General features: G+C 46.7%; 22 protein-coding genes and 2 pseudogenes. 3 read left to right on the top strand and 21 right to left on the bottom strand.

What is annotated here, in order from left to right; translation table 11 throughout:
* Positions 1-157 precede the first annotated feature (157 nt).
* Together ACPV3A_RS24790 and ACPV3A_RS24785 are read left to right on the top strand one after the other, a co-directional pair.
* Complete coding sequence (locus ACPV3A_RS24790) at positions 158-829, top strand: response regulator transcription factor (RefSeq protein WP_194542477.1); 672 nt, start codon at positions 158-160, stop codon at positions 827-829.
* Complete coding sequence (locus tag ACPV3A_RS24785) at positions 826-1,854, top strand: sensor histidine kinase (protein ID WP_426201862.1); 1,029 nt, start codon at positions 826-828, stop codon at positions 1,852-1,854. Before ACPV3A_RS24790 ends, ACPV3A_RS24785 begins: the two co-directional genes overlap by 4 nt.
* Before the next feature lie 118 nt (positions 1,855-1,972).
* Here ACPV3A_RS24785 and bahA read toward each other — a convergent pair.
* The 6 genes and pseudogenes from bahA to ACPV3A_RS24755 form a co-directional block, all read right to left on the bottom strand.
* Positions 1,973-4,217: pseudogene (gene bahA, locus ACPV3A_RS24780) on the bottom strand (bacitracin amidohydrolase BahA).
* 97 nt (positions 4,218-4,314) lie between these two features.
* Complete coding sequence (locus ACPV3A_RS24775) at positions 4,315-5,466, bottom strand: HAMP domain-containing sensor histidine kinase (RefSeq protein WP_426201860.1); 1,152 nt, start codon at positions 5,464-5,466, stop codon at positions 4,315-4,317.
* A complete protein-coding gene (locus ACPV3A_RS24770) occupies positions 5,463-6,176 on the bottom strand; it encodes a response regulator transcription factor (protein ID WP_194542473.1) in 714 nt (237 codons plus the stop codon). The genes ACPV3A_RS24775 and ACPV3A_RS24770 overlap by 4 nt, the downstream gene beginning before the upstream one ends.
* Positions 6,177-6,274: 98 nt before the next feature.
* Positions 6,275-7,771: a hypothetical protein gene (locus ACPV3A_RS24765; RefSeq protein ID WP_426201858.1), complete on the bottom strand. Its 1,497-nt coding sequence runs from the start codon at positions 7,769-7,771 to the stop codon at positions 6,275-6,277.
* Positions 7,749-8,321 carry an RNA polymerase sigma factor gene (locus ACPV3A_RS24760; protein ID WP_426201856.1) on the bottom strand — a complete coding sequence of 191 codons (573 nt, stop codon included), beginning with the start codon at positions 8,319-8,321 and terminating at the stop codon, positions 7,749-7,751. The genes ACPV3A_RS24765 and ACPV3A_RS24760 overlap by 23 nt, the downstream gene beginning before the upstream one ends.
* Positions 8,322-8,456: 135 nt before the next feature.
* Entirely contained in the window at positions 8,457-9,029 is a 573-nt protein-coding gene (locus ACPV3A_RS24755) for a TetR/AcrR family transcriptional regulator (protein ID WP_339296446.1), read from the bottom strand.
* Between the two features lie 243 nt (positions 9,030-9,272).
* On the opposite strand from ACPV3A_RS24755, the gene ACPV3A_RS24750 reads away from it, so the two are divergent.
* Positions 9,273-10,217 (top strand): ketopantoate reductase family protein, encoded by a 945-nt coding sequence (locus ACPV3A_RS24750; protein WP_339296445.1) that lies wholly within the window; start codon positions 9,273-9,275, stop codon positions 10,215-10,217.
* A gap of 156 nt (positions 10,218-10,373) precedes the next feature.
* Here ACPV3A_RS24750 and cntE read toward each other — a convergent pair whose 3' ends face one another.
* The 15 genes and pseudogenes from cntE to ric form a co-directional block, all read right to left on the bottom strand.
* Positions 10,374-11,588, bottom strand: a complete 1,215-nt coding sequence (gene cntE, locus ACPV3A_RS24745) for a staphylopine family metallophore export MFS transporter CntE (RefSeq protein WP_426201854.1) — start codon at positions 11,586-11,588, stop codon at positions 10,374-10,376.
* 30 nt (positions 11,589-11,618) lie between these two features.
* On the bottom strand, positions 11,619-12,365 hold the full coding sequence (locus ACPV3A_RS24740; RefSeq protein ID WP_426201852.1) for an ABC transporter ATP-binding protein: 747 nt from the start codon (positions 12,363-12,365) through the stop codon (positions 11,619-11,621).
* A gap of 1 nt (position 12,366) precedes the next feature.
* Entirely contained in the window at positions 12,367-13,176 is an 810-nt protein-coding gene (gene cntD / locus ACPV3A_RS24735) for a staphylopine uptake ABC transporter ATP-binding protein CntD (protein WP_426201850.1), read from the bottom strand.
* Entirely contained in the window at positions 13,157-14,044 is an 888-nt protein-coding gene (gene cntC, locus ACPV3A_RS24730; protein ID WP_426201848.1) for a staphylopine uptake ABC transporter permease subunit CntC, read from the bottom strand. The genes cntD and cntC overlap by 20 nt, the downstream gene beginning before the upstream one ends.
* Positions 14,044-14,976 (bottom strand): nickel/cobalt ABC transporter permease, encoded by a 933-nt coding sequence (gene opp1B, locus ACPV3A_RS24725; protein ID WP_426201846.1) that lies wholly within the window; start codon positions 14,974-14,976, stop codon positions 14,044-14,046. Before opp1B ends, cntC begins: the two co-directional genes overlap by 1 nt.
* Positions 14,977-15,008: 32 nt before the next feature.
* On the bottom strand, positions 15,009-16,613 hold the full coding sequence (gene cntA / locus ACPV3A_RS24720; protein WP_426201845.1) for a staphylopine-dependent metal ABC transporter substrate-binding lipoprotein: 1,605 nt from the start codon (positions 16,611-16,613) through the stop codon (positions 15,009-15,011).
* A 37-nt stretch (positions 16,614-16,650) separates the two neighbouring features.
* Positions 16,651-17,946 (bottom strand): opine metallophore biosynthesis dehydrogenase, encoded by a 1,296-nt coding sequence (locus ACPV3A_RS24715; protein ID WP_426201843.1) that lies wholly within the window; start codon positions 17,944-17,946, stop codon positions 16,651-16,653.
* Between the two features lie 28 nt (positions 17,947-17,974).
* Entirely contained in the window at positions 17,975-18,772 is a 798-nt protein-coding gene (locus ACPV3A_RS24710) for an SAM-dependent methyltransferase (RefSeq protein WP_426201841.1), read from the bottom strand.
* Positions 18,753-19,634, bottom strand: a complete 882-nt coding sequence (locus ACPV3A_RS24705) for a diaminopimelate epimerase (RefSeq protein ID WP_426201880.1) — start codon at positions 19,632-19,634, stop codon at positions 18,753-18,755. The genes ACPV3A_RS24710 and ACPV3A_RS24705 overlap by 20 nt, the downstream gene beginning before the upstream one ends.
* 167 nt (positions 19,635-19,801) lie before the next feature.
* Positions 19,802-20,683, bottom strand: coding sequence for a LysR family transcriptional regulator (locus ACPV3A_RS24700; protein WP_426201839.1), 882 nt, complete (start codon positions 20,681-20,683; stop codon positions 19,802-19,804).
* 184 nt (positions 20,684-20,867) lie between these two features.
* Positions 20,868-21,527, bottom strand: coding sequence for a type 1 glutamine amidotransferase domain-containing protein (locus ACPV3A_RS24695; RefSeq protein WP_426201837.1), 660 nt, complete (start codon positions 21,525-21,527; stop codon positions 20,868-20,870).
* Positions 21,528-21,772: 245 nt separating this feature from the next.
* Positions 21,773-22,429: an SGNH/GDSL hydrolase family protein gene (locus ACPV3A_RS24690; RefSeq protein WP_426201878.1), complete on the bottom strand. Its 657-nt coding sequence runs from the start codon at positions 22,427-22,429 to the stop codon at positions 21,773-21,775.
* Between the two features lie 310 nt (positions 22,430-22,739).
* Positions 22,740-23,611, bottom strand: a pseudogene (locus ACPV3A_RS24685) (methyl-accepting chemotaxis protein).
* Positions 23,612-23,629: 18 nt separating this feature from the next.
* Positions 23,630-25,084 (bottom strand): aldehyde dehydrogenase family protein, encoded by a 1,455-nt coding sequence (locus tag ACPV3A_RS24680; protein WP_426201835.1) that lies wholly within the window; start codon positions 25,082-25,084, stop codon positions 23,630-23,632.
* Between the two features lie 240 nt (positions 25,085-25,324).
* The gene (ric, locus tag ACPV3A_RS24675; RefSeq protein WP_220685431.1) at positions 25,325-26,023 is read right to left on the bottom strand and encodes an iron-sulfur cluster repair di-iron protein; all 699 of its coding nucleotides are present in this window, start codon (positions 26,021-26,023) and stop codon (positions 25,325-25,327) included.
* Between the last annotated feature and the right edge of the window lie 11 nt (positions 26,024-26,034).

The raw sequence follows: 26,034 nt of genomic DNA, 5'->3' as shown, positions 1-26,034 counted from the left end.
ACAGTTCACCTTTACTTTAGCTTACAACTTCCCCCTCTACCTTACATTCCTGTCACATTAGACAAAGGAAGAACCCCCGGATACTTGCTTGTCTGCCGCGGGAAGATCGTATACAATGTGTTTAATTTGCCGCTCGTAACGCCCGGGAGGATCGTTTATGAAAATCATGATCGTAGAGGATGACCCGACCATTCGGGGGATGATCCAATTAGCATTAACCAAATGGAGCTTGGAAACGGTAATCGTCGAAAACTTTGACCATGTCGTACAGTGCTTTATTCATAACCAACCCCATCTTGTCATCATGGATATTAACCTGCCTTCGTATGATGGATTTTACTGGTGTCAGAAGATAAGAGAAATTTCCAATGTACCGGTGGTCTTTCTTTCTTCCCGCGATTCGCCCATGGATGTTGTTATGTCAGTGAATATGGGCGGGGACGATTATATTCAGAAGCCGTTCCATATGGATGTGTTGACCGCTAAAGTTAATGCGCTGCTGCGCCGAACCTATTCCTATTCGGACATGCAATCGGATGTGCTCGAACATGAGGGGGTCATGTTCCATCCGGAGAAAGGTATTCTCTCGTATGAAGGAGGGAAAGCGGAGCTTACCAAAACGGAGGTCAGTATACTGAAAATCCTCATGCAGCAAAAGGGAAAGGTTGTTGACCGTAAGAAAATCATGCGTCATCTTTGGCAGGATGAAAGCTTCGTGGACGAAAACACGTTAACCGTTAACATCGTCCGCTTGCGTAAAAAACTGGCCGGCATCGGAAAGGAAAACTGGATTGTTACCAAGAAAGGGCAAGGTTATATGGTCCCATGAGTTTCATTCAATACATAAAGGACAAACGTTATTTTTTGATGTTGTACGCGGGTATGATGGGCTTTATTTCAATAATCATGACTTTATCCTTCAACCCGGCCCTCGTGTCAGGCAACTTGCTGTATATTCATATCGTTTGCTTTGCCTTGGTCGCAGCCTACTTGCTAATTGGCTATTATTATCGAAGATCCTATTACCGGAAGCTTCAGCAACTGATCCATCTGGACCGGGATGATTGGACTGTCGTTGCCCCTGAACCACAAAACTTGCAACAACGGCTGTATCTCGAGCTTTTCACCAAATTGCATCGCCAACATGAACGCGACCTTCGGAAACTGAATGAAGAGAAGATCGATCATCAGGAATTTATCTTGTCCTGGATTCATGAGGTGAAACTTCCGATAGCGGCAAGTCGTCTGCTAATGGAGAATAGCACCGGGGAAACAGCAGATTCCCTAGCCGATAAACTTGAGGATGAGCTCGACAAAATTGAAAATTATGTGGAGCAAGCATTATACTATTCTCGAATTGATTCCTTCTCCAAAGATTACTTCATCACGGAAGAACCATTAGACGCGATCATTAAAACCTGTGCGAAAAAATTCGCAAAAACGTTTATCAACAAGCGGATTCGCTTTCATATGGAGGACATTCGGCAATCGGTTCATACCGACCGGAAATGGCTCGGATTTATCCTTGATCAAATCGTTGCGAATGCTTTGAAATATACGAATGAAGGCGGAACCATCACATTCACGGTCGAGGAGGACCGACAGGAAAAAAGGATGCATATTATAGATTCGGGCATCGGAATTCAGCCGGAAGATCTTCATCGAGTCTTTGAAAAAGGATTTACCGGTTCCATCGGAAGAAGCCATGCCAAATCGACCGGCATGGGTCTTTACCTCGCAAAGCAATTAGTGCATAAGCTGGGCCATCATTTATCCATCCAATCGGAGGCGGGAGCTTATACCAAGGTCACGATCCATTTTCCTAAAACGGATACGTATCACAGCTTGCTGTAACGGTTTGAGCCCGCTACCCAACCTAAATCAAAGGAAGCCGCCAGTATGGCGGCTTCTTCATCGTATAGAGTTCTTGTCGACTGGCAGTCATCAAAGTCATCCTATCAGACCATACATGTTATGATCGAATGCCTACATCACTAAGCAGAATGCTTCCCCGCTTGGTTAGATTGAACTCGATGCGAATCTTGCTCAACTGCAGCGGGTTGAAGTCCGGATTCATTTTGTGATAATCGTCTAACTGGAAATCATAGCTTTGAAATACGGGTTCTGAAGTATTGCCTGCATTCGAAAATGGCCATTTCAGCAGTTTACCTTCAATAACAGGCGGCAACTTGGATATGTGGCTGAGGGGAAGACTTGCCTGATGGCCCTTCCTATCTTCAACCGTAATCGTAAAATTGATAAGCTCTTTCGGGTCGCCGCTTTCTTCTGTTTTGCGTGCATCTGCCAGCGAAAATACGATCGAGCTATCCCTCCCTGTTTCCACCCCGTTATCCGGCAAAGTAACCGTATAGGACGCAGGCTCGGACGAACCGTCCGAATTCCAGCCTAAGCGAACCGCGCTGTAATCCGCTTCGCCTAATTTTGTCTTAACCTTTTCTTCCTTCCATTGCTGCAGGTTCTCGCCCTGCAAGCTGCCGCCGGTAAGTGTGGTGCTCTGCAGATCGATGTCTTCATGAAAATTGGCGATCAAAGTCATCTGCGAATCGTAATAATTGCCCACATACAGATTGTCGGGAATCCATTCCTTGGCATAACCCAAATCCTTGAACACCTCCCTGTATTGCCTTTGGTCCTTCAGCGTGGCATCCAGGAACGAAGATATGAACACTTTTGCGATGGTTTCCTGCTCATCCCGTGGCATAATTTGACGTAGGTTAAACAGTTGGTTCCCCAACCCTGCCCCAGCCTCCGTTAAACTGGCCGTGGTTGGCTCCATAGATATAGATCAGCGATTTCATGTAATTTGTGCCCTTGGTATAACGAATCCGGTGATATTGCTTCGCACCGTCCAGGCTGTTGACATCCATATCATGAGCTCCATGCAAAGCCAGATAATTTACGTCTTGCAGCGGCAAAGGTTTGCCTTGCGGCTTATATTGCCCGTCTGTTCCCGCAATGGAAATGAGCGAGCGGATCGAGAAGTTATAATCAAACTTGATATCCCCATGGTCCGGATGACGGCTAAGCTTGTTATACGCTGCCGCGATCGCGACCGCTTCGCCGCCTCGGGAATGACCGATGAGGGCGATTCGTTCCATATTGACCTTTTGGTAAAACGGGTTGTCCGGATCGCTGTTCCAGCCCTTCCAGGTTTGCAAATGCTCCAGCAGCAGCAGACCCCTTGCCGGGTTTTCCTTTAGCAGCGGATTGATCAGGAATAGATCCTCATATGGGGAGAAATTGAGGAAATTTTCATCCACGGAGACAAATATATACCCTTTGCTCGCGAGCAGCCTGCCGAGATATTCATAACCCGGATCGGAATAATCATTCATTAAGTGATTACCATGTACAATCAAAACAAGCGGAAAGGTGCCCTCCCCTTCGGGATACCACACTCTTCCGTTTAACGGCATGGCCTCGGGTCCGAATCCAAGCGACTTCGTGCGCAAAGACGACCATTTCTCAACAAACCTGGACGCATCCACCGTTTGGGTGGTTAGGGAACCGCTTTGGTTAAATTCTGTCCGATAGTTGTCAGGATTTCCGTATAACAGGCTTTGGACGGGATATGTGCCTTGTTCGGCCGGGTTATTCATCATCGAGTCTTCATATCGGGTTGAGATTTTCAGCTGTTTCAATGTGATGTCCGGAGCGGCATCATCTCCGGCACGAATCAGCCAGAAACTGCCCGCGCCGATCGCGATGGTGATCAAGGACAAACAGGCCATCGAGCCGATTTTCCTGGTTTTAGACACTTGCTTGTAGCTTCCCGCTGCAAATTTATAAGCCAATGCACCAAATAAAGATAAAACAATGGCCAAAGAGACGATGAAGACTGCCGATACGCCCGGCTGCACAATAAAACAGAACAAAAACATGATCAGGGAATACAGCAACATCCAAATATAACGGCTTGGTAGTTTCTTGACCCCGTGCAGCAACATTGATGCTAGGCCGCTTATAAGGGCAGCCGCAAAGAGAAACAGGAATGTGCCCACGATGAATTTACCGACACCATGCCCCGTCAATAGATAGTTGGCCTGTATCAAAATTAGAATAAAGCCGGTGGCGCCAAGCCCAAGCGACGCCCCCTTCCATCCAGGGGATAACGGCCCCCTACGCTTCCGGTTTGCCATGATTCTTCGAAAAAAAGTAACGCCTTTTTCTTTCTCTTTCTCTTTGTGTATTTCCAATCTCTCCAGTCCTCCTGTATCCCTTAAAGTGGTTGGTTCTACTTCTGAGGTTACCGGATAACTCTTTCGCTCCGCTTTCCTGAATCTTTCAGTAATCTTACAATTCGTTAGGAAGAAAAAGAATGAATTTCGTATGCCCGTTCGTGATCAGCCTGATGTTACCCCCATGTTTTTCAATCACTTGTTTGGCAATGGCAAGACCCAGACCCGTCCCCCCATCGCTTTTTCGGGCTTGGTCTCCGCGGACAAAGGCATCGAAGACCTTTTCCTTCAACACATCCGGGATTCCGATGCCATCGTCTGTAATGTGAATTTCGACTCCTTTCCCCGTTGCTGCCAATTTCAGTTCAACAGCTGTACCGGGCGGATTGTATTGAATAGCGTTTGATAGGATATTGGAAACCGCCCGATTTAACCAGGTCGTGTTGAATGGTACGATGATTTCACTGTCAGGAATATCGTAATGGAAATGAAACTTCTGTTCGTCGAACACCTCGTAATACTCGGCTGCAATTTCCCTTGTGAATTCTGTAATGTCGGATGCCTCAACGGCAAAAGGATAGTCGGGACTATCCAGCTTGGACAGCTCGAAGATACCGTCGATCAGCTCCGACATCAGGCTGGCTTTGTCGGAAATCAAACGCAGGATTTTTTGCCTTCTCTCTTCCGAATTAACGAGCCCCAATCCCATCGCTTCGATATAGCCCTGAATGGTGGTCATCGGTGTCTTCAGGTCATGGGAAATGTCAATCAGCATTCGCTGCTTGCTCTCTGCAAGCTCTCGCTTTTCCCTCTCCATCCGTTCGAGCCGTGCAGCCATATCATTGAAATCATCCTGAATCTGCGCAAGTTCATAGCTCGCTCGAAAATGTAATCTTTCATGGTAATGTCCACGTGCAATGCTGCGGATACCATCCGCAATCGATCGGAGCGGGGTCGTCAGCCGGGATGCCGTCCATCTTCCGAAGACATATACGGTAATTGCAAACAAAGCGAGAAACAGCAGCAGCGTTTTCAGTGCCATTCCATAAAACACCTTCTCATGCTGATCGCTGTCCATGCCTGGCACGGCTGTTGGACTGCCTATGACTCCAGCCTCCGCCTTGACCGGTCCGGAAGCCTCCATAAAATAATCCATGATCAGCGCATTTAATACAAATAGCGAAAACGCGGCAATAAGCGCAATGGTAACAAAGAAAAAAATATATTGGCGAATCAGCGAACGCTGCAGACGATTAGGTGAATTCATGGCTGTAACTCATCTTTCTTCGCAAACCGGTAACCGAGACCGCGAATGGTTTTGATATAGACAGGCTTCCTGGGACAAGCCTCGATTTTGTCGCGAAGCCTGCTGATTTGGACCATCACGGCATTATCGTCAGCCAAATAAAGTTCATCCCAGGCATGCTCAAAAATTTGCTTCTTCGTAAATACGCGCCCCGGCTCCCCCATGAACAGCTTCAATAATTTGTACTCGATCGCACTCAGCGAAATCGGCGTTCCCTTGATGTATAACATGCATTCCCGGTGATCCAGCTGCAAGTCCCCAACGCAGGTTTCGGATACCGCTGGAGCTTCCAACGGCTCATTAAACTCACAGGAGCGTCTTAACTGTGCCTGAATTCTCGCCATCACTTCGAGCGGGCTGAACGGCTTGGACACATAATCGTCTGCCCCCAGCTTGAGTCCGGTTATTTTATCAAGCTCCTGATTTTTGGCCGAGATGAGAATAACCGGGATTTTATAATCCTGCCGCATCATACGGAGCAGCTGGAATCCGTCGATGAGCGGCATCATGATATCGAAGAGTGCGAGATCCACGTGCCTGCTTCGCAGATGCTCTAGGGCAGTTTTCCCGTCGAAAGCTTCGAGCGTCTTATATCCCTCTGCGTCCAGATAAAGTTTAAGCATGTCAATGATATCCGGATCATCATCGACTACAAGTATGGTTTTAGGCATAGATGCATCCTCCTCCAAGTAATATATGGTTCTCCTTGGGGGGCGAAATTCCTTTTTAGGGTTTGTTCGTTAACTCATGGTCGGAGGTCCCAGCAACTTTACCAAGGCAGATTCGAAACGGCAGGCAAGTCGAATGCCCACTGGAAATCTCGCTTCTTGCCAATAACGGTTCGTTTTAATGTAATTGATGGCGGGATGTTCGTTAAACCTGGAATCGCAAATTCCAAATATTCCGATGTTACTGGCTCCCCCTGCGTATAAGCTCCACCGATATGGACCTTGTATTCCTGCCCATTATTATCAACTGCTACCCATTCATCAAGTAATGGCTGATTCATAAACCTTCCCTTGGCGTACAGGGCAACAATTTGTTCTCCTGTAGAAGGATCTTTCAGCAGCGAAGATTTTGTAAACGTAAGGGTGTCTCCTCCATCCATCATCACAGCGGGATTCTTATCCAGCTCTCTGGGGTTAAGCTGAATGGCGCCTTCGTTTAGGAAACGCATGGTCAAGCCGTCGACCACCACCCTCACATGACTGGAATCCGGAGGAATCACGGTCGAATCGAATTCATTGGACCATTCCAGGGTCCCGCTTGAAGTATTCATTTGCTGCGATTCCACTTTTTTAATATAGGATCCGATGGTCTTATACCGGTTACCTTCCTTAATCTTCACATGATACAAAACCTCCAGGCCGTTATGCCAGTTCGATGGGACCTGTTCGAGCATCTGGGGAGCCAGGGATATCGACATATCAAAGCGGATACCGTTTGGTGTAACTAGAAGCTGTTTCATGTCCATATTGAGCCCATCCTGCGTTGAATATGTATCCTCTAAAGGTTTAGATACCGATAAAGATTTGGCATTTGTCATATCCATCGTCAACTCCAGCGGCCAATTAACCAGGACACGTTCTTGTGGTTGTTGTTCTGGATCAGCTACTACTTCTACTGCTTTACCCTGGATAACAATGTGATCCGGAACCGTGCCATTGAATACATAAACATAATCCTGTATTCCCGGATCCGTGTTGCGAAGATGCCTACCGGGAATTGCAACTTGGCGTCCCTGCGTGTCCGTAATCAAGAACGGATCGCGCACACTGTCTTTTAGTGAACGGCCATCTGGTCCGAATTGCTTCGCGATGATAACAATATGGGAACGGTCCTTCAACACGGCCATGATTTCCATCGAGTATCCGCCATCTTCCACTTTGACGTTCTGCATTTGAAGAAGATCAAAGCGTCGAGCTCTTTCATATTCCTCATCCCATAACCAATATCCGTTGGTGGATAAAGAGTCACTTCCTTGATACCGATGCTCGCCGATCATAGAGGTACTGTCAGGCGAATTCTGCCATACCATATACGCTCCGCCCATGAGTATTACGGCAGCAGCTCCGGTCATCACCATTCGCCGCAATACCTGCTTGAAAGCGGCTTTCTTTTGCAAGCCTCCGCCAAGCCCCCTCGGGTCCATTTCGATGTTCTCTAATGCTTTCATCACGTTTGAAGTAAATTCGGGGTCCGGTCCTTCCTCATATATTTTGGAGCTCCAATACTCCTCGTCACTAGCCTTTAATATAGGTTTCAAACCATATCCCTCCCTTGTTCTCGATTTGTTTCTTGAGATTCTTTTTGCCTCTGTGCATGGCATTTCGAACTTGGTCAGCATTTAATCCGGTAATCTCGCAGATTTCTTCATATGTCAGGTCATTCGTATACTTGAGAAGGAGCACCAATCGATACTTAAAGGGCAATTCCTGTAGCTGGTGATATAATTCCCTCTGCATTTCTTTTTGAAGGACAAACTGTTCAGGCGTATGCTGGTGGCTTAGTTCATGGGTCCCTTCATTTGAAGCAGAACGGATTCGATTTCGGCGCTGAAGATCCTTCACCGCATGAACGACGATTCTATATACCCAGGCCGAAAAATGCCCTTCGTCTCGATAATTCGCCAAGCTGCGGTAGATTTTAACAAATGCTTCCTGCGCAATGTCCTGAGAATCCTGATGATTTAACCCCATGCTGCGGATGATTCCGTATACTTTAATTTTGTAACGATCGACGATAACGGCAAATAATTGCTTTTCGCCTCCGACGATACGACGAATGATCTCGGTTTCGGAAGACGCATCTGTCATGTGTTTCACCTCATTTCCCTGCTCATTTAATACAACCTATAAACGTAAGCTGTCCCTCAAACTTCTCAGTAAAGTTAAAAATAAAAAACAAAAAAGAACCTTCCGGAATCGGAAAGGCACTTTCCATCTGACTATTTAGCGGCGTCCAACGAAACCATATAAGAGTAGCTGGATAAGCTCCGCCATCTTGTTTTTATAATTCCCGGCTCTGGCCCAGGAAGCTTGGAGCGTCCCGACGACACTTAATAATTCCAATAGGGTCTCCAGCGAAACAGAGGAATGAATCGCCCCTTCCTTGTTCCCCAGCTCAATAAATTCCTGAATAAGCTCTATTCTAATTTGATTCGTGTTTTCACTATATAAGCTCGCTAACACCTGATCCTCAACGGCACCCGGTGTACCAAGCAATTGATAGTCTTGATCTGCACAGATCTCCAAAATCCGAGATATCTTATCCTTAAAGTCGATATTTTGATGCAAAAGCTCCTCAGCCATTCGGATCGTATTTTGCATCAGAACATTCGCACATTCCTTGACCACCCCTTCTTTGCTGCCGAAGTAGTTATACAGCGATACCGACGATACGCCGGATTCATCGGCAATGTCCTTAATGCTAACATGGACGAAGCCTTTTTCTTTAAAAAGCTTTAATGCCGCATGAATGATCGCATCCTTCTTTTGCTGCGTTCTGATTTCGAATTTATTCATCACTCTTCACTCACTTCCCGTGTCCATCACTACAAGTAGTTTAACATAATGCGAATAGTTTTTAAATTTCACATCCAATATTTAAAAACTTGTTGACATCCTGGTTGATGTCCATATAGAATCAAGCTATGATTTTTAAATTTTGAAGATAATATTTAAAAACTTTGTTAAAGAGACAAGGGATAAACGCTTGAGCAAACATGGTTTGATCCAATCGTTCAACCCAAAATGGAGGGACCCGCGATGAGAATATTGGTTTACGGCGCAGGGGTTCTGGGCAGTTATTTAGCCCACGAGCTAGTGCGTGGAGGGCACAACGTCACGATGCTGGCAAGAGGACGACGAGCAGAGGAGCTGGAGAAGAACGGCAATGTCATTCGGCATTATTTTCAGTTTCAAACTACGGTTAATCAAGTAAGGGTCATCCGAGAACTACAGCCGGACGATGTTTATGACCTTATTTTTGTTGTAATGAAATATCCGGATTTTGAGGCTGTGCTGCCTGCCCTTGCGGCGAATCATAGCTGCCATATCGTTATAATGGGCAACAATGCAAGCCCTGGGGAAATGGAGAAGTATTTGCAAACCCATAGTCCGGTAGCGAAACAGGTTGCGTTCGCTTTTCAGTCGATTGCCGGCTGGAGGGAGAATGGCCGGATCATTAGCGTGCACGGCCCAAAAACCAACCTAACGATCGGTGGTTTAGGAGAGGATCTGTCATGGCGCACACTGATCGATGAAGCCTTGGTTAACACTAAATATAAATGGAATTACATTACAAATATGGATGAGTGGCTGAAAAGTCATTTTGTGATCATCTTGCCTTTGAATTCCATAGCTTCCTCATATAACGGTAATTTGCGCAGAGCCGCAAAAGACAAAAAGCTTCTTAATCTGGTCATCCATGCGGTAGATGAGGGGCATCAAGTGTTAGAGAAAAACGGCTTTACGGTTACGCCTGCCGGTCAGAAGCAATTTGCCCGGGGCAAAAGAAAGCTGTTCTACATCCTGCTGAAGCTGATGCTCTCAAGCCCGATTGGCAGAATCCTGTTAAGTGATAAGGCGGTGTCGGCAGACGAGATGACCGCTTTACAGCAAGCTTTTGATCATTTGAAGATACGCGCAAACATAGCGACGCCTCATTGGGATGAGCTTCTACATTATTCCCCACCCATACAGGGATCATAGAAGATGGCTCAGTCGATCTATCACTTAGCCAGATAAGAGACAATGTTCATTAAAAATCTCTGCTCAACCAACGAGCAGAGATGATATGAACCTTCCGACGGACCTAGACTGACACTTCAAGAGCAGGCTGTCACCGCCTTGAACCTTGTTAAACGGCTACACATCCCCTTCACTCTCCTTGGCAAGGTTGTTGCTCGAAGCCACCAAGCTTCCTCTTCGCTCGTACGCAACAATTACCATAGCCATGCTTAATACAGCGCATATCATATACATGACGGAGTATGAGAAATAATCCGCGATGGGCCCCATCACAACCCCGCCCATGGATACGCCAAGGTCAGCCATGGCAATAAACAGCCCGATTAACACATTGCGGTTGGATGAAGGTAAAACAAAGGACAAATAAGTAGTTAACGTTGGGTATAAGAGCGCCTGCGTAATGCCCATGAGAATAGCGCCAGTATAAAGAAAAGCTGCTCCCTGCTCTGAAGAAATGCTGATGCAAACTGCAGCGAGGGTTAGTAGAAGCATAGTACCCATGATAAAAAACGAATGCCATTTGCCATCCGAAGGAATTCTTTTTCTTAGAAGAAATCGTGAAGCAACAACGACCGCAGCCTGGAGCATCAAATAAATGCCGGCACTGCCGCTGCTTAGCTGCGATCCGTATAATGGCATAAACGTTGTTACGGCTCCAAATACGATCGATGCCGACAGCATTAACACGCTGCATTTGAACAGGGACGGATTCTTCACGATTTGTCCAAAGGAATGAAATACGCCCGAACGATTCGCCGATTGTCCGGATGGTCCCTCTTCTCTATCCATCTTGACGCTGTATCCAAACAAACCGGTACAGATTGCGATGGCTACAAAAATGACGGTGAATGAATCCATCCCCCCGGTCTGCCAGAGACCTAATGCGAGAACGGGGCCGATCACGCCGGGAATATAGGAAAACAATGAATAGAACGAGATTCCTTGCGAACGTTCCTTCTCGGGCAGTGCATCGATGATGCCGATCTGGAGTGCCATCGAAAAAAAAGCCGTTGCTACCCCTTGCAATATTCGAGCAACCAGATATCCTCCTAATCCTGTACATGTATACAGAATTAAGGCAGCGCCATTGACCAAAAGGATCAGCCGCAGCACCTTGACCGGACCGTGCTTTTGAATCAAATGTCCGGCCCAGGGTCGAAAGAACATCGTCGTGAACATGTAAGCTCCCATGACAAGACCGATGGTTGAGCTGCTGGCTCCCCAAGCAGCTCCTTGTAGCGGAATTAATACATTGAGTAAAGCATTCGCGCTGAAATAAAGCAGCGCCAGTATATATAAACGCAAAAATGGCCAAGACATCGCTCCACTCACTATTTCTCTCCTCCTGCTTGCGACTGATCCTTAGAACGTAATCAAATGCTCCATTAATTTTTTGGCATAATCCGACTGAACATGCTTTAATTCCTCTACACGAACCGTTTCCTCCACCCTGCCGCTTTTGAATATCAGAACCCTGTCGCAAAGATAAGCGGCAGCTTGTATATCATGCGTGATGAAGATGTAACTCATCTTATAAATGTCTTTGAGCTCCTTCAATAATCGAAGGACTTGAATTTGTACGGATACGTCCAAAGAGCTAATCGCCTCGTCGAGTACGATACACTTCGGTTCCGTGGCAATGGCTCTGGCAATGCATACTCGCTGCGCCTCACCACCGGATAACTCATGAGCATATTTCGTTTTATAGGAAGCATCCAATCCGACCTGATTCAGCAACAGATCGATTTTGGCCCTCGTATCATCATTCAATGACCTCTGCGCCGTTAAGGGTTCCATGATCGCTTGTTCCACAGTAAAGAATGGGTTGATTGACGAAGTGTAATCCTGAAATACGGCGCTTATATTGCCAAATCGCACATGGCGATATATGACGTGGTTCCCTTCGAATAAGACATGCCCAAGGTCCGGTTTCTCAATTCCCAAGATCATGCGTCCCAGGGTTGATTTGCCGCTACCGCTTTCACCGATGATGCCGAGGCATTCCCCACTGCCGCATTCAAAGCTTACACCCTCCAGAATGCGTTGCCTTTTCCCTGAAAACAAGCCGCCGACCCGGTAGGATTTATGAACGTTCTCAACTTTCAGCACGTTACACTCCCCCGTTCATAATCTTATTGAAATGGTGGCTGAGCTCAAGGCGCGTGGAAACCAAGTATTGCGTGTAAGGGTGCTGTGGTGCTGTAAATACCTCTTCAACGTTCCCGCTCTCCACGATGTCGCCGTTTCTCATAACCAGGACTTCATCGGCAATCTTCTTCACGACACCCAAGTCATGCGACACAAAGATCATGGAGCCGCCCATCCTTTCGCGAAGCTGGATGAATTGTTCCACGACCTCGAATTGCGAGATCGTATCCAGCGCCGTTGTCGGTTCATCGGCGATGACGACAGCGGGTTCCAGCACCAGCGTGAGCGCGATCATTAAACGCTGCAGCATCCCGCCGGATAACTGGTGAGGAAACTTATTCATGATCTCCATCGGATGGGAAAGCATAACGCTTTCCATCGCTTTTTTCATGCTGGCTTCAGCCTCGCCTTTGCTCCAGCCGAAATGCTCCTTCAACGTCTCTTGGAAATGAACGCCGACCACACTGGAGGGATCGAATGCTCCCATCCCGTTCTGCATGATCATGCCGATGTGCTTTCCCCTTCTTTTTCTCATGTCCCTTTCCGACAGATGATTTAAATGCTCTCCTTGGAAGATGATTTCCCCGGATTGGCGAATCCAGGGTTTATGCAGCCTTATGATCGACCTGCATGTCAGGGATTTTCCGCTCCCGCTTTCCCCTACAATCGCCAGACAGGTTCCCTCCTTTAATTGAAAGGAGCTGTCATGAATAATCTCTTTTCCCTCGTTCGCATCCCATACCCTTAGATGCTTAACCTCTAGCATATTCATAAGTCGGTTTCTCCACCTCTGTTGATCTCGGCTGCTTACCGGAATTCATCCTTTTGGGATCAAGCGCGACTTGAAGCCCATCTGCCAGAAAATTGAAAGCCGATACGGCAATCACAATAGCCAAGCCAGGCGCTAACATGAGCTCGGGGCGTGAGAACATAACCTCTCTCGCTTCATTCAGCATCATCCCCCATTCCGCATTGGGGGCCTTGATGCCAAGCCCTAAGAATGACAATCCGGAGATCTGCAGAATCATGGAACACATCGAACCGCTGGCAATGACGGCAATATCCGAAAATGTCATGGGAACGATATGCTTCAATATGATCCTGCGATTGCTGATGCCGGCTGCTTTTGAAAACTTCACATAATCCATTTCCGCGTACTGCAGGACCGACGTTCGGATGACACGGGCAAACCACGCCCATTTCATGGCAACAAAAGCAATCAGGATGTTCTCAAGGCCTGCGCCCAGGATGCCGACAACCGCCAGCGTCATAACATAACCGGGAAAAGATAGCATGATATCGCAAATTCGCATCAGGATCGCGTCCGTTTTTCCTCTGAAGTAACCTGCAATGAAACCAACGATCCCGCCAACTCCTACCGACGCCAACAGAGCTGCCAACACCCATAAAATACTGGGACGTATGCCATAAATTATCCGGGATAAGATACATCTCCCCAGATGATCGTTACCGAACCAATGCGCCCAGGAAGACCCGGCATAACGCAGCTTCATATCAACTTGATTCGGATCGTGGGGCGCGAATATAGGGGCACACAGGCCCACGATGACAATTGCAGCTATGGCGACCAGTGACAGGCTGGCCAGCTTGTCTCTACTCAAACTTCGAAGTACGTTCATCAGATTTCCTTCCTTAGTTTCGGATTCAGTGCAGCATTGATCATGTCAGACAAAGTGTTAAATAACACGAAAGCGACAGCCAGAATAAGAACATACGCCTGGATGACCGGAAAGTCCCTGCTCAGAATGGATTTCACGCTCAGCCGCCCAAGTCCGGGCCATGCAAACACATTCTCGATGACGACAGTGCTGCCCAGAATAATGGGGATCGCCATGCAAAATATGGATACGGCAACCTGAAGCGAATTTCTCAGAATGCGCATAGTAATCTTCTTCTCGGGCAAACCGCAGGCTCTCCCGTAAACAACATAGTCTTCATGCAAGTGATTCAACATCGAGCTTCTTACGTTTCTGAAATAAATGCCGACATAACTCACCGATATGACCGTCACGGGAAGGATATAGCTTTGATACGAATCCATTCCGCTGGTTGGCAGCAGGTCCAAACGCACGGAAAAATACCAGATCAAAATCGATGCAAGCCAGTATGAAGGCATCGCTGTTAGAAAGAAGGAAACTCCTCTCACTGACCGATCCCATATTCTGCCCTCGTTTAATGCGCAAGCAACCCCCAAGATAATGGACATGATGATAATAATGGTTGACGAAACCATGGTCAGCTTTAAAGTATTGAGAAATGCCGGGCTTATCAATGACCAAACCGTCTGTCCCGTCACGTAGGATTCTCCAAAGCCCAATCGAAGGCAGGCCATCACCCAATCGGCGTACTGTTTCAAGAACGGCTGATTCAGCCCTAGCTCTTCACGCGTCTGTGCGATCAGTTCTTCCGTGATTTCCGGAACTTCTTGGGCGCGGAGCACCACTTCGGCAGGATCCATGGGGGACAGATTAATCAGCAGAAAGGTCAAAAACGAAATGATGAGCAGAATCGGAACGGACAACAATAACCTTTTTACTATATAACTTCCCATAATGACTCCTTATCGAATAATAAGTTCGTGTCCTATTCAAAATACATTTGCTCAAAAGGAAGCTCAAACTGGGTTTGCTTGAACGTGATGCCTTTCAAGTCCTTCGGTGCAAGAACCGTGACGCTCCCGCTCGAGATCGGGATAAACACCGCTTCATCGTGAACCGTTCGCATAATTTCAGCGTATAGCGACTTGCGGGTCTCCTCGTCCTTGGATACCATAACTTCTTGAATATGCTCATAAAGATGATCCGCTTGTGCGATTCCTTTGGTTGTATGTAGATAAGAAGCTTCAGAAGTGAAGGCAGAGATGGTGCTCTGCGGGTCATACGCCAAACCCCAGGTTTGATTAAACAATAACTCATAATCCCCCGTGGATCTTCGATTCGCGATGGAGCTCGACTCTTCTCCGATGATATCCAGCTTGATTCCGATCCCTTTTACCGCATTTTGGATGAATTCCGCCTGCGTTTTTTGTGATGATGAATTACTGTCATAATATAATTTCATGGCCAGCTCCTTACCGGCTTTGATCCTGGCCTTGCCGTCACTCTCCTTCTTCCATCCTGCCTCTTCCAGCATTTGCTCAGCCCTTCCCGGATCATAGCCGCGTTCCTTCAATTCGACATCCGCATAATTCACATTGGATGAGAACAGCGTGTTCGCTTCGGTCTCGGTCCCCTCGAATATGTCCTTACTGATGGTTTCCCGATCGATTGTATGCCAGATCGCTTCACGGACCGCGGTTTCGCTTACCGGACTTTCCGATTTGCTGCTGTTCGCCACCATCATTTTTGTATTCATGGCTTCGCTGCGAACCAGTTGATATGTTCCGGCGTCAACCAGTTGATTCATCGCTTGCACGTCGATGCTGTCTGCTCCCCGATCATCGGTGAATACGAAGTTCACCTCTCCTTTCTGCATGGCCAAAAACGTCGTCTCGCCCGCAGGCAGTACCTTGGCCGTGATTTTTTTGATTTTTGGCGGACCTCCCCAATACTCCTCGTTGGCGGTAAAGGTAGCGTACTCGTCGATTTTATGTTCCGTAAACTGGTAAGGACCCGTACCGTGGTGTCCATTAACGCCATCCTTCGTTTCCCCCTGAATGAAATCCTTGGGTGAGAGAAACACATACGGCCGCGTCATGGACAGTTCGACCAGTGCAGGGTAATAGGCTTCGCTTAAAACCAATTGGACGGTGTATGCATCCACTACCTTCACGTTCTTGATTTTGGTCGACAGTTTAATCCAGGCGTGTTTCTCGGCATTATCCTGCACGGCATCGATATTCAGTTTGACAGCTTCGGCATTAAATGGTTCTCCGTCATGAAACTTCACGTCCTTCCTCAGATGAAAGGTGTAGGTGGTTCCATCTTCCGAAATGTCCCAGGATTCCGCCAGCAAAGGCTTGATCCCTTCCTTTGTGTTCTCCACCAGCGATTCATATACCATACCCTGAGCCGGCATGGATCCCGTGTATAAATGAGGATTCATATCATGAATATCTTTTGCTGTCGCATAGATGATTTCATCCCTGATTGCTGATTCGGCCTTACTTCCCTGCGTTGTCTCCCCGCACCCTGCCAGAAGCGCGATGGAGATCATTAACATCCATATCTTGACACTTTTTCTATTCACAGTTTTCCTCCTGCTATCCACTTGTTTATTGTTTCTTTCATTCGTTTGATAGTTCCATGCATATCAGATCCAGATCTTCCTCGAAGCTCTGAACCGTAAACGCATTGGACAACGACCGGCCCTTGTGAGCAAGTGATACATTTACGATTTTGTCCTCATACGATTGGATGAACTGATCGATGGTCGGACAATCCACCTTCAAGAATCTGGCAATGCCCTGGATCACCTTGATTCGATAATAGTCTTCTTTAGGCATTCTGGGGATATCCAGGCAGCCTTCCTTATTGATAAACAAACTCCTAATCGGAACAGCCGAGAAATCAAAGTACTTTCCATCTGCATCGGGCTGAGAAAAAGGGTCAATTAACAAGGAGGCGTAACGTATATACAATAGATACTCCTGATGAATCGCTTGTAATTGATCAAAGCTATCGATATCCTGGCGCGATAAACTCTCGTTTCTTACCGGATAGTTATCATCCGTCATAAATTTCAGCAAATTGATGCCCTTCATCCCTAATTGGTTTAAGATGTTCATCATCTCTTTCCACTGGGACAACATACTGCGAATCAGATCTTGCGTAATTGGGCCTTCAGGAAAAAGCTTGTAGACGTACTTGCGCGAACCCGACTCATCAAATATGGCGCTTAACGAGAAATCATTCATGAACAAAGCAGGATGAACATATAACGAAATATTTCTTGCCTCTGCCTCTAGCGGCGTCCTCATGACGCTTAGCTCAATATTCATCTCCTTATACAGGCGGCTCAGCTTGTCGACAAGATCAGAGTGCCCTCGCGTAGAGCCGATATAGACCTTTTTCTTAACCCCCGTCGTGATGACATGATTCGAAACTTGGTTATCCACCCACCTCGTGTCGCCATAATATGTAGAAAAACTAATGACTTCCGCATCCGGATTCAGTCGACGTATAAAACCGGATATCAAGCTGTTAGAACCAAAAGTTGGAGATATCAGCACCACACATTTGACCTTACGCAGGACGTTATGATTCATCTGCTGTAAGACTTCCATATACGCATCGGTCGTCACCGCAACAAATAAAGTGTCCCATTCGCCTTCTATGGTCTCAAAACCCTGAAACACATCGTCAATGCGACATTCGCCTTCCATGGAACGATGCTTTTCATTTTGGATGCTCGCGTAAACCATTTGATCGTTCCTCGCAAGGCCGTCGAAGAATCCAAGAGACCGAACCGATTCACGACCGGCGATCCCCAGGCGACAATGGAACCCCTTTTTAAGAGTCACTGCCAGCTGCAAGGCTGCAGGGCCTGTTCCCAACAACAGGACATGCTTCATCTCTTTCATAAGTCACCTCACTCCGATTACAGGTCTGCTAAGCCAGGATTTTTTGATATAAAGCGATGTCAAATATATCGTCTCGGCGCAGCACGTTATCCACTAATCCCCATTTAAGTTCATCCGTCTCTTTCAGGGGATAGTTGAATAAAGATTTCAATCGGTTTCCATACCTCATGGCTACAACAACCTGCTCATTCGTCAACGGATATAAACGCTCCAGCAGCTCGTACTTCTCTGCAACCGTTGAGCTGAAAATGATGTGGGTTATCTCATTTAAATCATCAAGGAATTCAACCGATGTCTTTTCCAATCGGATCTTCAGCTCCGGACCCAATGTCTCTACAACCTTCAGACCAAGCTCAATAGCTTCAGCATCAATGTCGATCCCGACCACCGCAGCTCCTGTGCGCTTTGCGATCAATAGTGCCGTCATCGGGAATGAACCAGAGCCAACCAACAATACCTTCGATGTAGAAGAAATCTGGAAACTTCCGAACTCTTTCTCGATGCATTCCTCGATATTCCTGAAATAATCGGTGATCTCCGTATCTCCCTTTTGCAAATTCAGCGCGCGATATTTCTCCAGTATCGCGACGCAGCGCGCTGAACTTTTCCTCAGTCCATCAACAAGACCGCTAGTTCTGCCGATTCCTTGTTGCTCCAGCTCATCCCAAACTGTGATGTTGGTTTCGTCAGTTATAAACGCCGAGTATTGGTCAATTAAACGCTCCAACTCGGATCGGTGACGAGGTGTGTAATCGAATCGGTCAGCAAAGTACTCAAACCTGGTTAAATAATCATCTAATGATTTCTCAAACTCTGCTAACTTCATGAATACCCTCCCCTGCAGATAGGTTAACTTCCGTATCAATGAACGCTGTGCCTTGTGCTACGATTCCAACAGAGCCTTCGATTTCCAGACGGGTCAGCCGGTCCTGCTCATAGAGTGCCTTTACAAGCATCGTCCCGCCGGGCTGATGGATATAGGTTTCGATATTGCGTTTATTCTTCCATGCTAAGTAAGCGCCTATGGAAGCCGTACCGGAGCCGCACCCTCTTTCCCACACCGCACTATTCAATGCGTGGACGTATATAAGCGGTGTTAGATGATTCGTGATATTGTTGTACAACAGAATCCCAAGCATGCTTGTGTCTAGAAATGGTCCGATGAGTTTGGCCAAGGATAACATGTTGTTCTTCATATCTGTGTCTATGCGTTCTACTTCAATCACGAAATGAATAAAGTCCTTGTATTTGACGACAACCATATCGATCGGGAAACGATCATCATGAAGTACCGTTTGTTCAATCTTCTCAGGAAGCGGCATATCGACACGACATTGAAAATCCTCCCTATTTTTGGTTATCAGGCATGTCACTAGTCGCTCTGCTCCTGAAACCTCTAACCTTATTTCATTCGTTTCGTAATGTTCCAAACCATGTTCATTCGCCAGAAATGCGGCTAAGGCCATACAAGCATTACCGCAAAATTCACCCCCTGCCATTTGTAAAAACGCATCAGCTTCCTGGTTCATGGTTGGCTCGATAAAACCAACTTGTTCAGCATAAACGTTGTCATAAGACATAATTTTAGAAGCAATACGTTTATGTTCATCACGTGGAAGCATCGTGTTAATTAGAATCGTCATATTCTGTGTTGGATTGCATTTCACAAAATCGATCATCTGCTTCATCACGTTTCTCGGACTCCCCTCTACTCCTAATTATGGTAGTTGGCTTGACCAGAATTTTAATCGTAATAATTACGATTAATAACGAAAAGAATATAGCATGGCATTTTGTAATAGTCAACAATTATTTCCATGGACACAACAAAAAAACCACTGGATTCCGTTTCGAATCAGCGGTTCAGAAAGTTTTTTCGCAATGCTTCAATCATCGCTTTCACTATAGGAAGGTTTCGAAATTTGATAGGATAAGCCAGATACAGCTCGTTGCTTACCTTGAAGGAAGGATAAATGATCTTTACCTGACGATTGTGTATTGATTTTTCCAGCATATAAGTGGGGAGGACACTAATTCCCGAACCGTGTTCTATGGCGGCTAATATGGAATGAAGGTCCGGCAGAACGTGCATGATTTGCATAGGTGGTCTTTTCTTGAAGTGTTCTCTCCATAATCTGCGTATGATCGGTAAATCACTGCCATAGCTGATCCAATCTTGAGCGCACAGCCAGGCTTCGAACCGGTCGGGATCTTCGAAGTCGATTTCTTTAAAATTATAGGGTGCAACCAGCACAAACTCTTCTTGAACATAATGGATATATTCAATGCCGGGAGCCAATATTTTTTGGGACGTTATAAGTATGTCGACCTTTTCTTCCAATAATAACTCCAAAATATGTGAGGCAACGCCAAAATGAGCAATCATTCGAAAGGGGAACTCCCCCAAATGGGGAGCTAGCTTCTCCCGAAAATATTCGTGGGCTGTCCCAATTCGGATGACGGGAGCTGTTACAGAAGTGTTCATCATGAATGTTTGCGTTGCTTCTTCCAAGGCTTCGATCAACGGAACCACTTGAGTATAGAGTTCTTTACCTTTTTCGGTGGGAACCATCTTTCTAGAGGTTCTTGTAAACAATGATTCACCCAGTTCGGCTTCCAATGCGGCAAGATGCTGGCTCATTGCGGGCTGGGTCATTAACCGAGTTTTGGCGGCTTCCGATACGGATCTATGTTTATAGATACTGATAAAGCTTCGGTACCATTCAAAATCCACCATTTATATTCCTACTCCTTTGCATATGGACTCAATCGTGGTGTCCCTAATATCAGCGCAATGTCGGTCCATGCTGCGCTTTTTTTGATACCGGTTTGTTTACTACAATGATAGACTTCCTAATCATTCTACACAAAAGAAAAGCATGGAGGCCACTGTTTTATACAAACAGCAGCCTCCGTGCTCCTTATCCGAGTTTTTCAATAACAGCTTTGGTTACAGCCAGGGTAGACTGAGGATTCTGGCCTGTTATCAAACTCCCGTCAACTTCATGATGGGTAGTCCAGTTAGGCGCCGCCACGAAAACGGCTCCCAATTCCCGAAGCTTGCTTTCAAGTAGAAAAGGAAGAATTTCGCTAAGTCCAGTTTCCGCCTCTTCCCTGTCTGTGAAAGCATTCACCCGTTTTCCAGCAACTAGGGGCTGTCCATCCGATAATGTGACTCCTGTCAATCCAGCAGGTCCATGACACACTGCAGCGACTATTTTTCCAGCTTCATAAAAATTACGGACTAATTGATGCAGCATTTGTTCGTCCGGCAAGTCATACATCGTTCCATGACCACCCGGCAGGAAAATAGCATCGAAATTATGGGCAGAAACATCACGGATACGAACCGTGTTTTCCAGATGTACTGCTGCTTCCCATATCTCTTTCGGGGTATCCTCATTCACGCTGTTTGGATCTACTGGACTTTGTCCGCCGAGCGGACTCGCCACTGTAACCTGATAGCCCTTCTTTATAAACTCAATATAAGCTTCAGCGAATTCTGCTAACCAGATGCCCGTTTTTCTTCCGTCTTGTATATCTGAATGATTGGTAACGACAATTAGTATGCTTTTCTCCATTGTACTTCCTCCTTTTTTTGTTGGCTGTTTACAGAGATTATTCTACAAGCCGTCTTTTAATAAGACAAATTAGATTATTATACTAGTTGTATAAATATATTTATAGATTGATCTGCCAACCCACAATCGAGGCCCCTTCAGTGCAAGAAAAACCCTTCCAGCCTTTCGGCGAAAGAGTTGCAGCTGAGAACATGACTGATTTGATTATCTGTGGACTTTCGAGCGAGATCACTTTATGTATCTGTTCAACTTATAGCGAATGGACTATTCTGCACGACCCTCAGCCATTCACGTGAAATCAATTGATGCCCGGCTGTCGTGGGATGAATGCCATCCCATATCCAATACTCTGCGCCTACTCGTTCTGCCGCATGATCAAACGCTTCTTGCAGGGGGACAAACAACGTTTCAAACTCTTGAGCCAATTGCCGGACAACTAGGCTATATTCATTCAACCGCTGACGCCATTCGTCCCAGTGTTGCACGGTGGTGCCCGTTTTCAGTACGAATGGCTCACATAACACCAGTCCCGTCTGTGGAAGCACTTCTTTCGTTTCCTCCAGTATGTGACGATATGCTTTTTCGAACCTGTCGGTAGCTCCGCTTGGCGAGCCTTCGATGATCCGGCCTGCGTCGTTAACGCCAACCAACATACTGATCAGGTCAGGTCGCAGGCTAATCGCATCTTCATTCCAACGCGCGTACAAATCCGAGACGCGATGGCCGCTGATTCCTCGATTGATGAACTGTGGCTGGCTTTCCGCTAGTTCATAGCCCAGCTCAGCAGCAATAAGATATACGAAGCCATGTCCATGAATATGATTAGGATCGTTGTCGCGCCCCCAATTCCCGTCCGTTATGGAGTCACCTTGAAACAATATGGTTTTGCTTGTCTTCGTCATCCTCTTCACTGTACCTTTCTTCAAATGGATTCGTGGAGCTATACGGATCTTTGACACGCCGAATGTTACCGCTTTCAAAATTACCCATTACATAATGATAAACCAAGCAGCGAAGCGAAAATACCCTAGCGATTAGTTTAAAAAGCATATCAACATTAGATATGAACCGGATATCTTTTGAGCTCATCGGCATCATGGTGCATTGCCACAGCATATCTAATAAAAAGCAGAAATACATCATAGGTGTATTTCTGCTCTTTTCTGCTCTATCTGCCGTATAAAATTAAGTTACACAGAGTATTCTGAGTTTCTATTGCTTGTTTTCTTTTGCATACAGGCTTTCTTCAGCTACCTGCGCTAACTCCTCTGCTTTGATACTAATCTCATGGATCGTTGCAGAGAATTCCTGAATCGCCCTTGACTGGGTATCGGTTAGCGTGTGGATATCGGAAAAAGCATGATTTAAGCGCTGCAAAAATTCCCCTGAATATTCTTCGTAATGCCATTAATCTGGTCCACGTTCTCTTTGGAGCTTGTCGCAAGCTTCCTAATCTCATCGGCAACGACCGAGAAGCCTCTTCCGACTTCCCCAGCTCTTGCTGCTTCGATAGAAGCATTAAGCCCTAGCATGTTGCTCTGATCCGAAATCTCCTTAACAACGCTGGAGATCTTCCCAATCTGCTGCGCGCTGGAGCTGACGTCCGTCATTTGGTTTGTTACATCAGTTACACGTTCGGTAAGGTGAGCAATTGATTGGCTGATATCTTCAATGGACGCGGTGGTCTGTTCAACAATTGCCGAGAAACTCTCGGCCATCTCAAACAGCGCATTCGCTTTTTCAAGACTTGTCCCCATGCCTACACCGCCGATAACCCTGCCTTGTTCGTCGTGCAGCGGGATCGCGCGTGCAGCTAGCGGAAATCCAAACAGCTCTTTCGGAACGACAGCCGATAAAGCTTTATTATTGCGGATGGCATCGGTTACGATATCCCCCTCCACTAGCGGGTCCCCAGGCTTGACATTCAGCGAAAAGGTTCTTCCCGGAATGTTGATGATAAGCTTCTCCGTATCATAAATGCCAATCGTGATGTCATCATTCGTAAGGCTTTTCAGCAATGGAGCTACCTTTACAAAGGCGCTGATCAGCTCATGCTGTGTTTGCTCTTCAGTCACATTATTCATGCCTATCTCCCCCAACCCTTAATACGGGAATTTCCTTTGTCCGTAATGAACCGATATCCACTTCATAGTCGTAAATTCATCCAAGCTCCATTCCCCATTCAGACGACCCAATCCCGACTGTTTCTCTCCGCCAAATGCTACGATCGGTTCGTCGTTGATCGTGACATCGTTCACATGGATCATACCTGTATGGACCTTCTTCGCCAGTTCTACCCCGCGTTCAAGATTGGAGGTGTGAATTGCACCGCTGAGCCCAAAACGTGTATCGTTTGCAATTGCAATGCCTTCTTCTTCCGTTTCGAACGGGATGATGCACACAACCGGGCCGAACAACTCCTCTTGCGCTACCTCCATATCCGGTTTGACATTAACGAGGACGGTAGGCTCCACCATTCTGCCGGTGATTTTACCCCGCACCAGTGGAACTGCACCTTGATCTATGCCCTTCTCAATCAGCTTCTCCAGTGTTTCTGCCTGCCGATGGTTGATGACGGGCCCGATAATGGTCTGCGGATCGCTCGGATCACCTGTTGTAAGGGTAGAGACCTTCTCTTTATATTTATCTACAAATTCCTGATAGATCGGCTTCTGTACAAGAATCCGGTTGGCCGACATACAGATCTGGCCTTGATGCGTGAATCTACTGAACGTTGCCGCTTGTACCGCGTAATCGATATCAGCATCTTCCAGTATAATGAACGCGCTGTTCCCGCCGAGCTCCAGCAGCGGCTTTTTGAAGTGCTTGACGGCCAACTGGCCAATATGGCTTCCAACCTTAGTCGAACCCGTGAAAGAAATGATTCTCGGTATCGGATGCTCAACGAACGCATCGCCAATCTCCTTGATATCTGTCACCACTACATTCAACAGGCCCTTCGGTACACCTGCTTCTTCGAAAATCTTGCCGATCAGCGTTCCACCCGTAATCGGCGAATCCTCATGCGGCTTCAGCACGACGCCGTTGCCGGCACCTAATGCCGGGGCGACGGACTTCATGGACAAGAAGAAAGGAAAGTTAAATGGACTGATCACCCCAACCACGCCAGCCGGGATCCGATACAGTCGGTTCTCCTTGCCATCTTCAGTGGATGGTAAAATCTTTCCCTCCATTCTTAGGGGGAACGTTGCCGCTTCCTTAATCATATTTTTCACAAGACCGATCTCGAATGCCGCCTTCAGACACGTTCCGCCCAGCTCCTGAACAATAATGGACGTAATATCTTCCTCATGCGACTCCATATATTTAACCGCATTTTCAAGGATGTCACGTTTACGGTAAGGGTTAACCTTGTCCCATTCCAGCTTAGCTTGGTAGGCAGCCTGATAGGCATCATCAATGTCTGCAACACTCGCGATTTGAAAAGCCGTAATGACCTCATCATTATATGGATTGATGTCAGGCAGCGTTTTACCGCTTTTACCGTCTCGCCATACCCCGCCTATGAATTGTTTTCCCAATTTCGAATAATCCATATGAACCCTCCTGTGTCGAATAATTCCAACTGATATATTTATCGACTGAATACAGGGAATAGTTAAGTGAATTTTATTTGACCTCTTCTCCCTCCCGGGGAAGGAGTCTGCACGCTAATCATGACAAAACAATAACGCCCTAACCTTAAGGTTAGGGCGTTATTGTTAGGGCGTTATTTTACACGTTCGATCGTCATCCGAGCAATACATCACCCAGCTTAGAAGGGGTTCTAACCAACGTTATACCGCTTCGCGAATCCGCTCAAACAAGATGTTGTTTTCCAGATGGATATGCTCGAAGGTGTCCTTTTCAAGCATGGCCAACCGTTGATAGACCAGCCGATACGTGCCGCAGGCATCCGACGGAAGTTCGAAATCAGCGGTTACTTCCCTGAGCTCTTGAAGCAATCTGCCGGCGTGAGCATGTTCATCTTCCAGCTCAGACACATGCGGCTTAAGCTCCGCTGCAGCTTGGTGGTTAGGCTCTGCAACAAATTTCAAGATAAGCGGGAATACATGCTCGTCCTCATCCTTCGTATGCTCCAGCAGTTCTTTTTTCAGATCCGAGAAAAGCTCCTGCACCCGGAGAAGCTCGGGATGATGCTCTCCATGAACGCGTGCCAACTTCGTCACATACGGCGTTAAAGCAGGTAATTCATCCCGCAAGAAGGCATGATGTTTATGCTGGATGTATTCAATCAGTTCGGATTCCCTCAGTGAAGCCGGACGGCTTTCCTGATAATCGGCAAACTTGTTCTCCAGGGTTTGAACCTTCTCCAGTACGGCGGCAGGTTCCAAATTACGCTGTTTAGCTGCTTCTTCCAGTGGCACCTGCCCTCCACAACAAAAATCAATCCGGAGTGATCGGAATAAATCCGCCGTTTGCGGGATGGATGTAACAATATCGGATACCTGGCTCTGAAGCGTGAATGAACTCATAGTCAAACCTC

This window comes from Paenibacillus sp. Dod16 (assembly GCF_049893405.1).
GTDB lineage: Bacteria > Bacillota > Bacilli > Paenibacillales > Paenibacillaceae > Paenibacillus_AQ.
The sequence above is the reverse complement of the archived record's forward strand: the minus strand, read 5'-3'. Positions and strand labels throughout refer to the sequence as shown.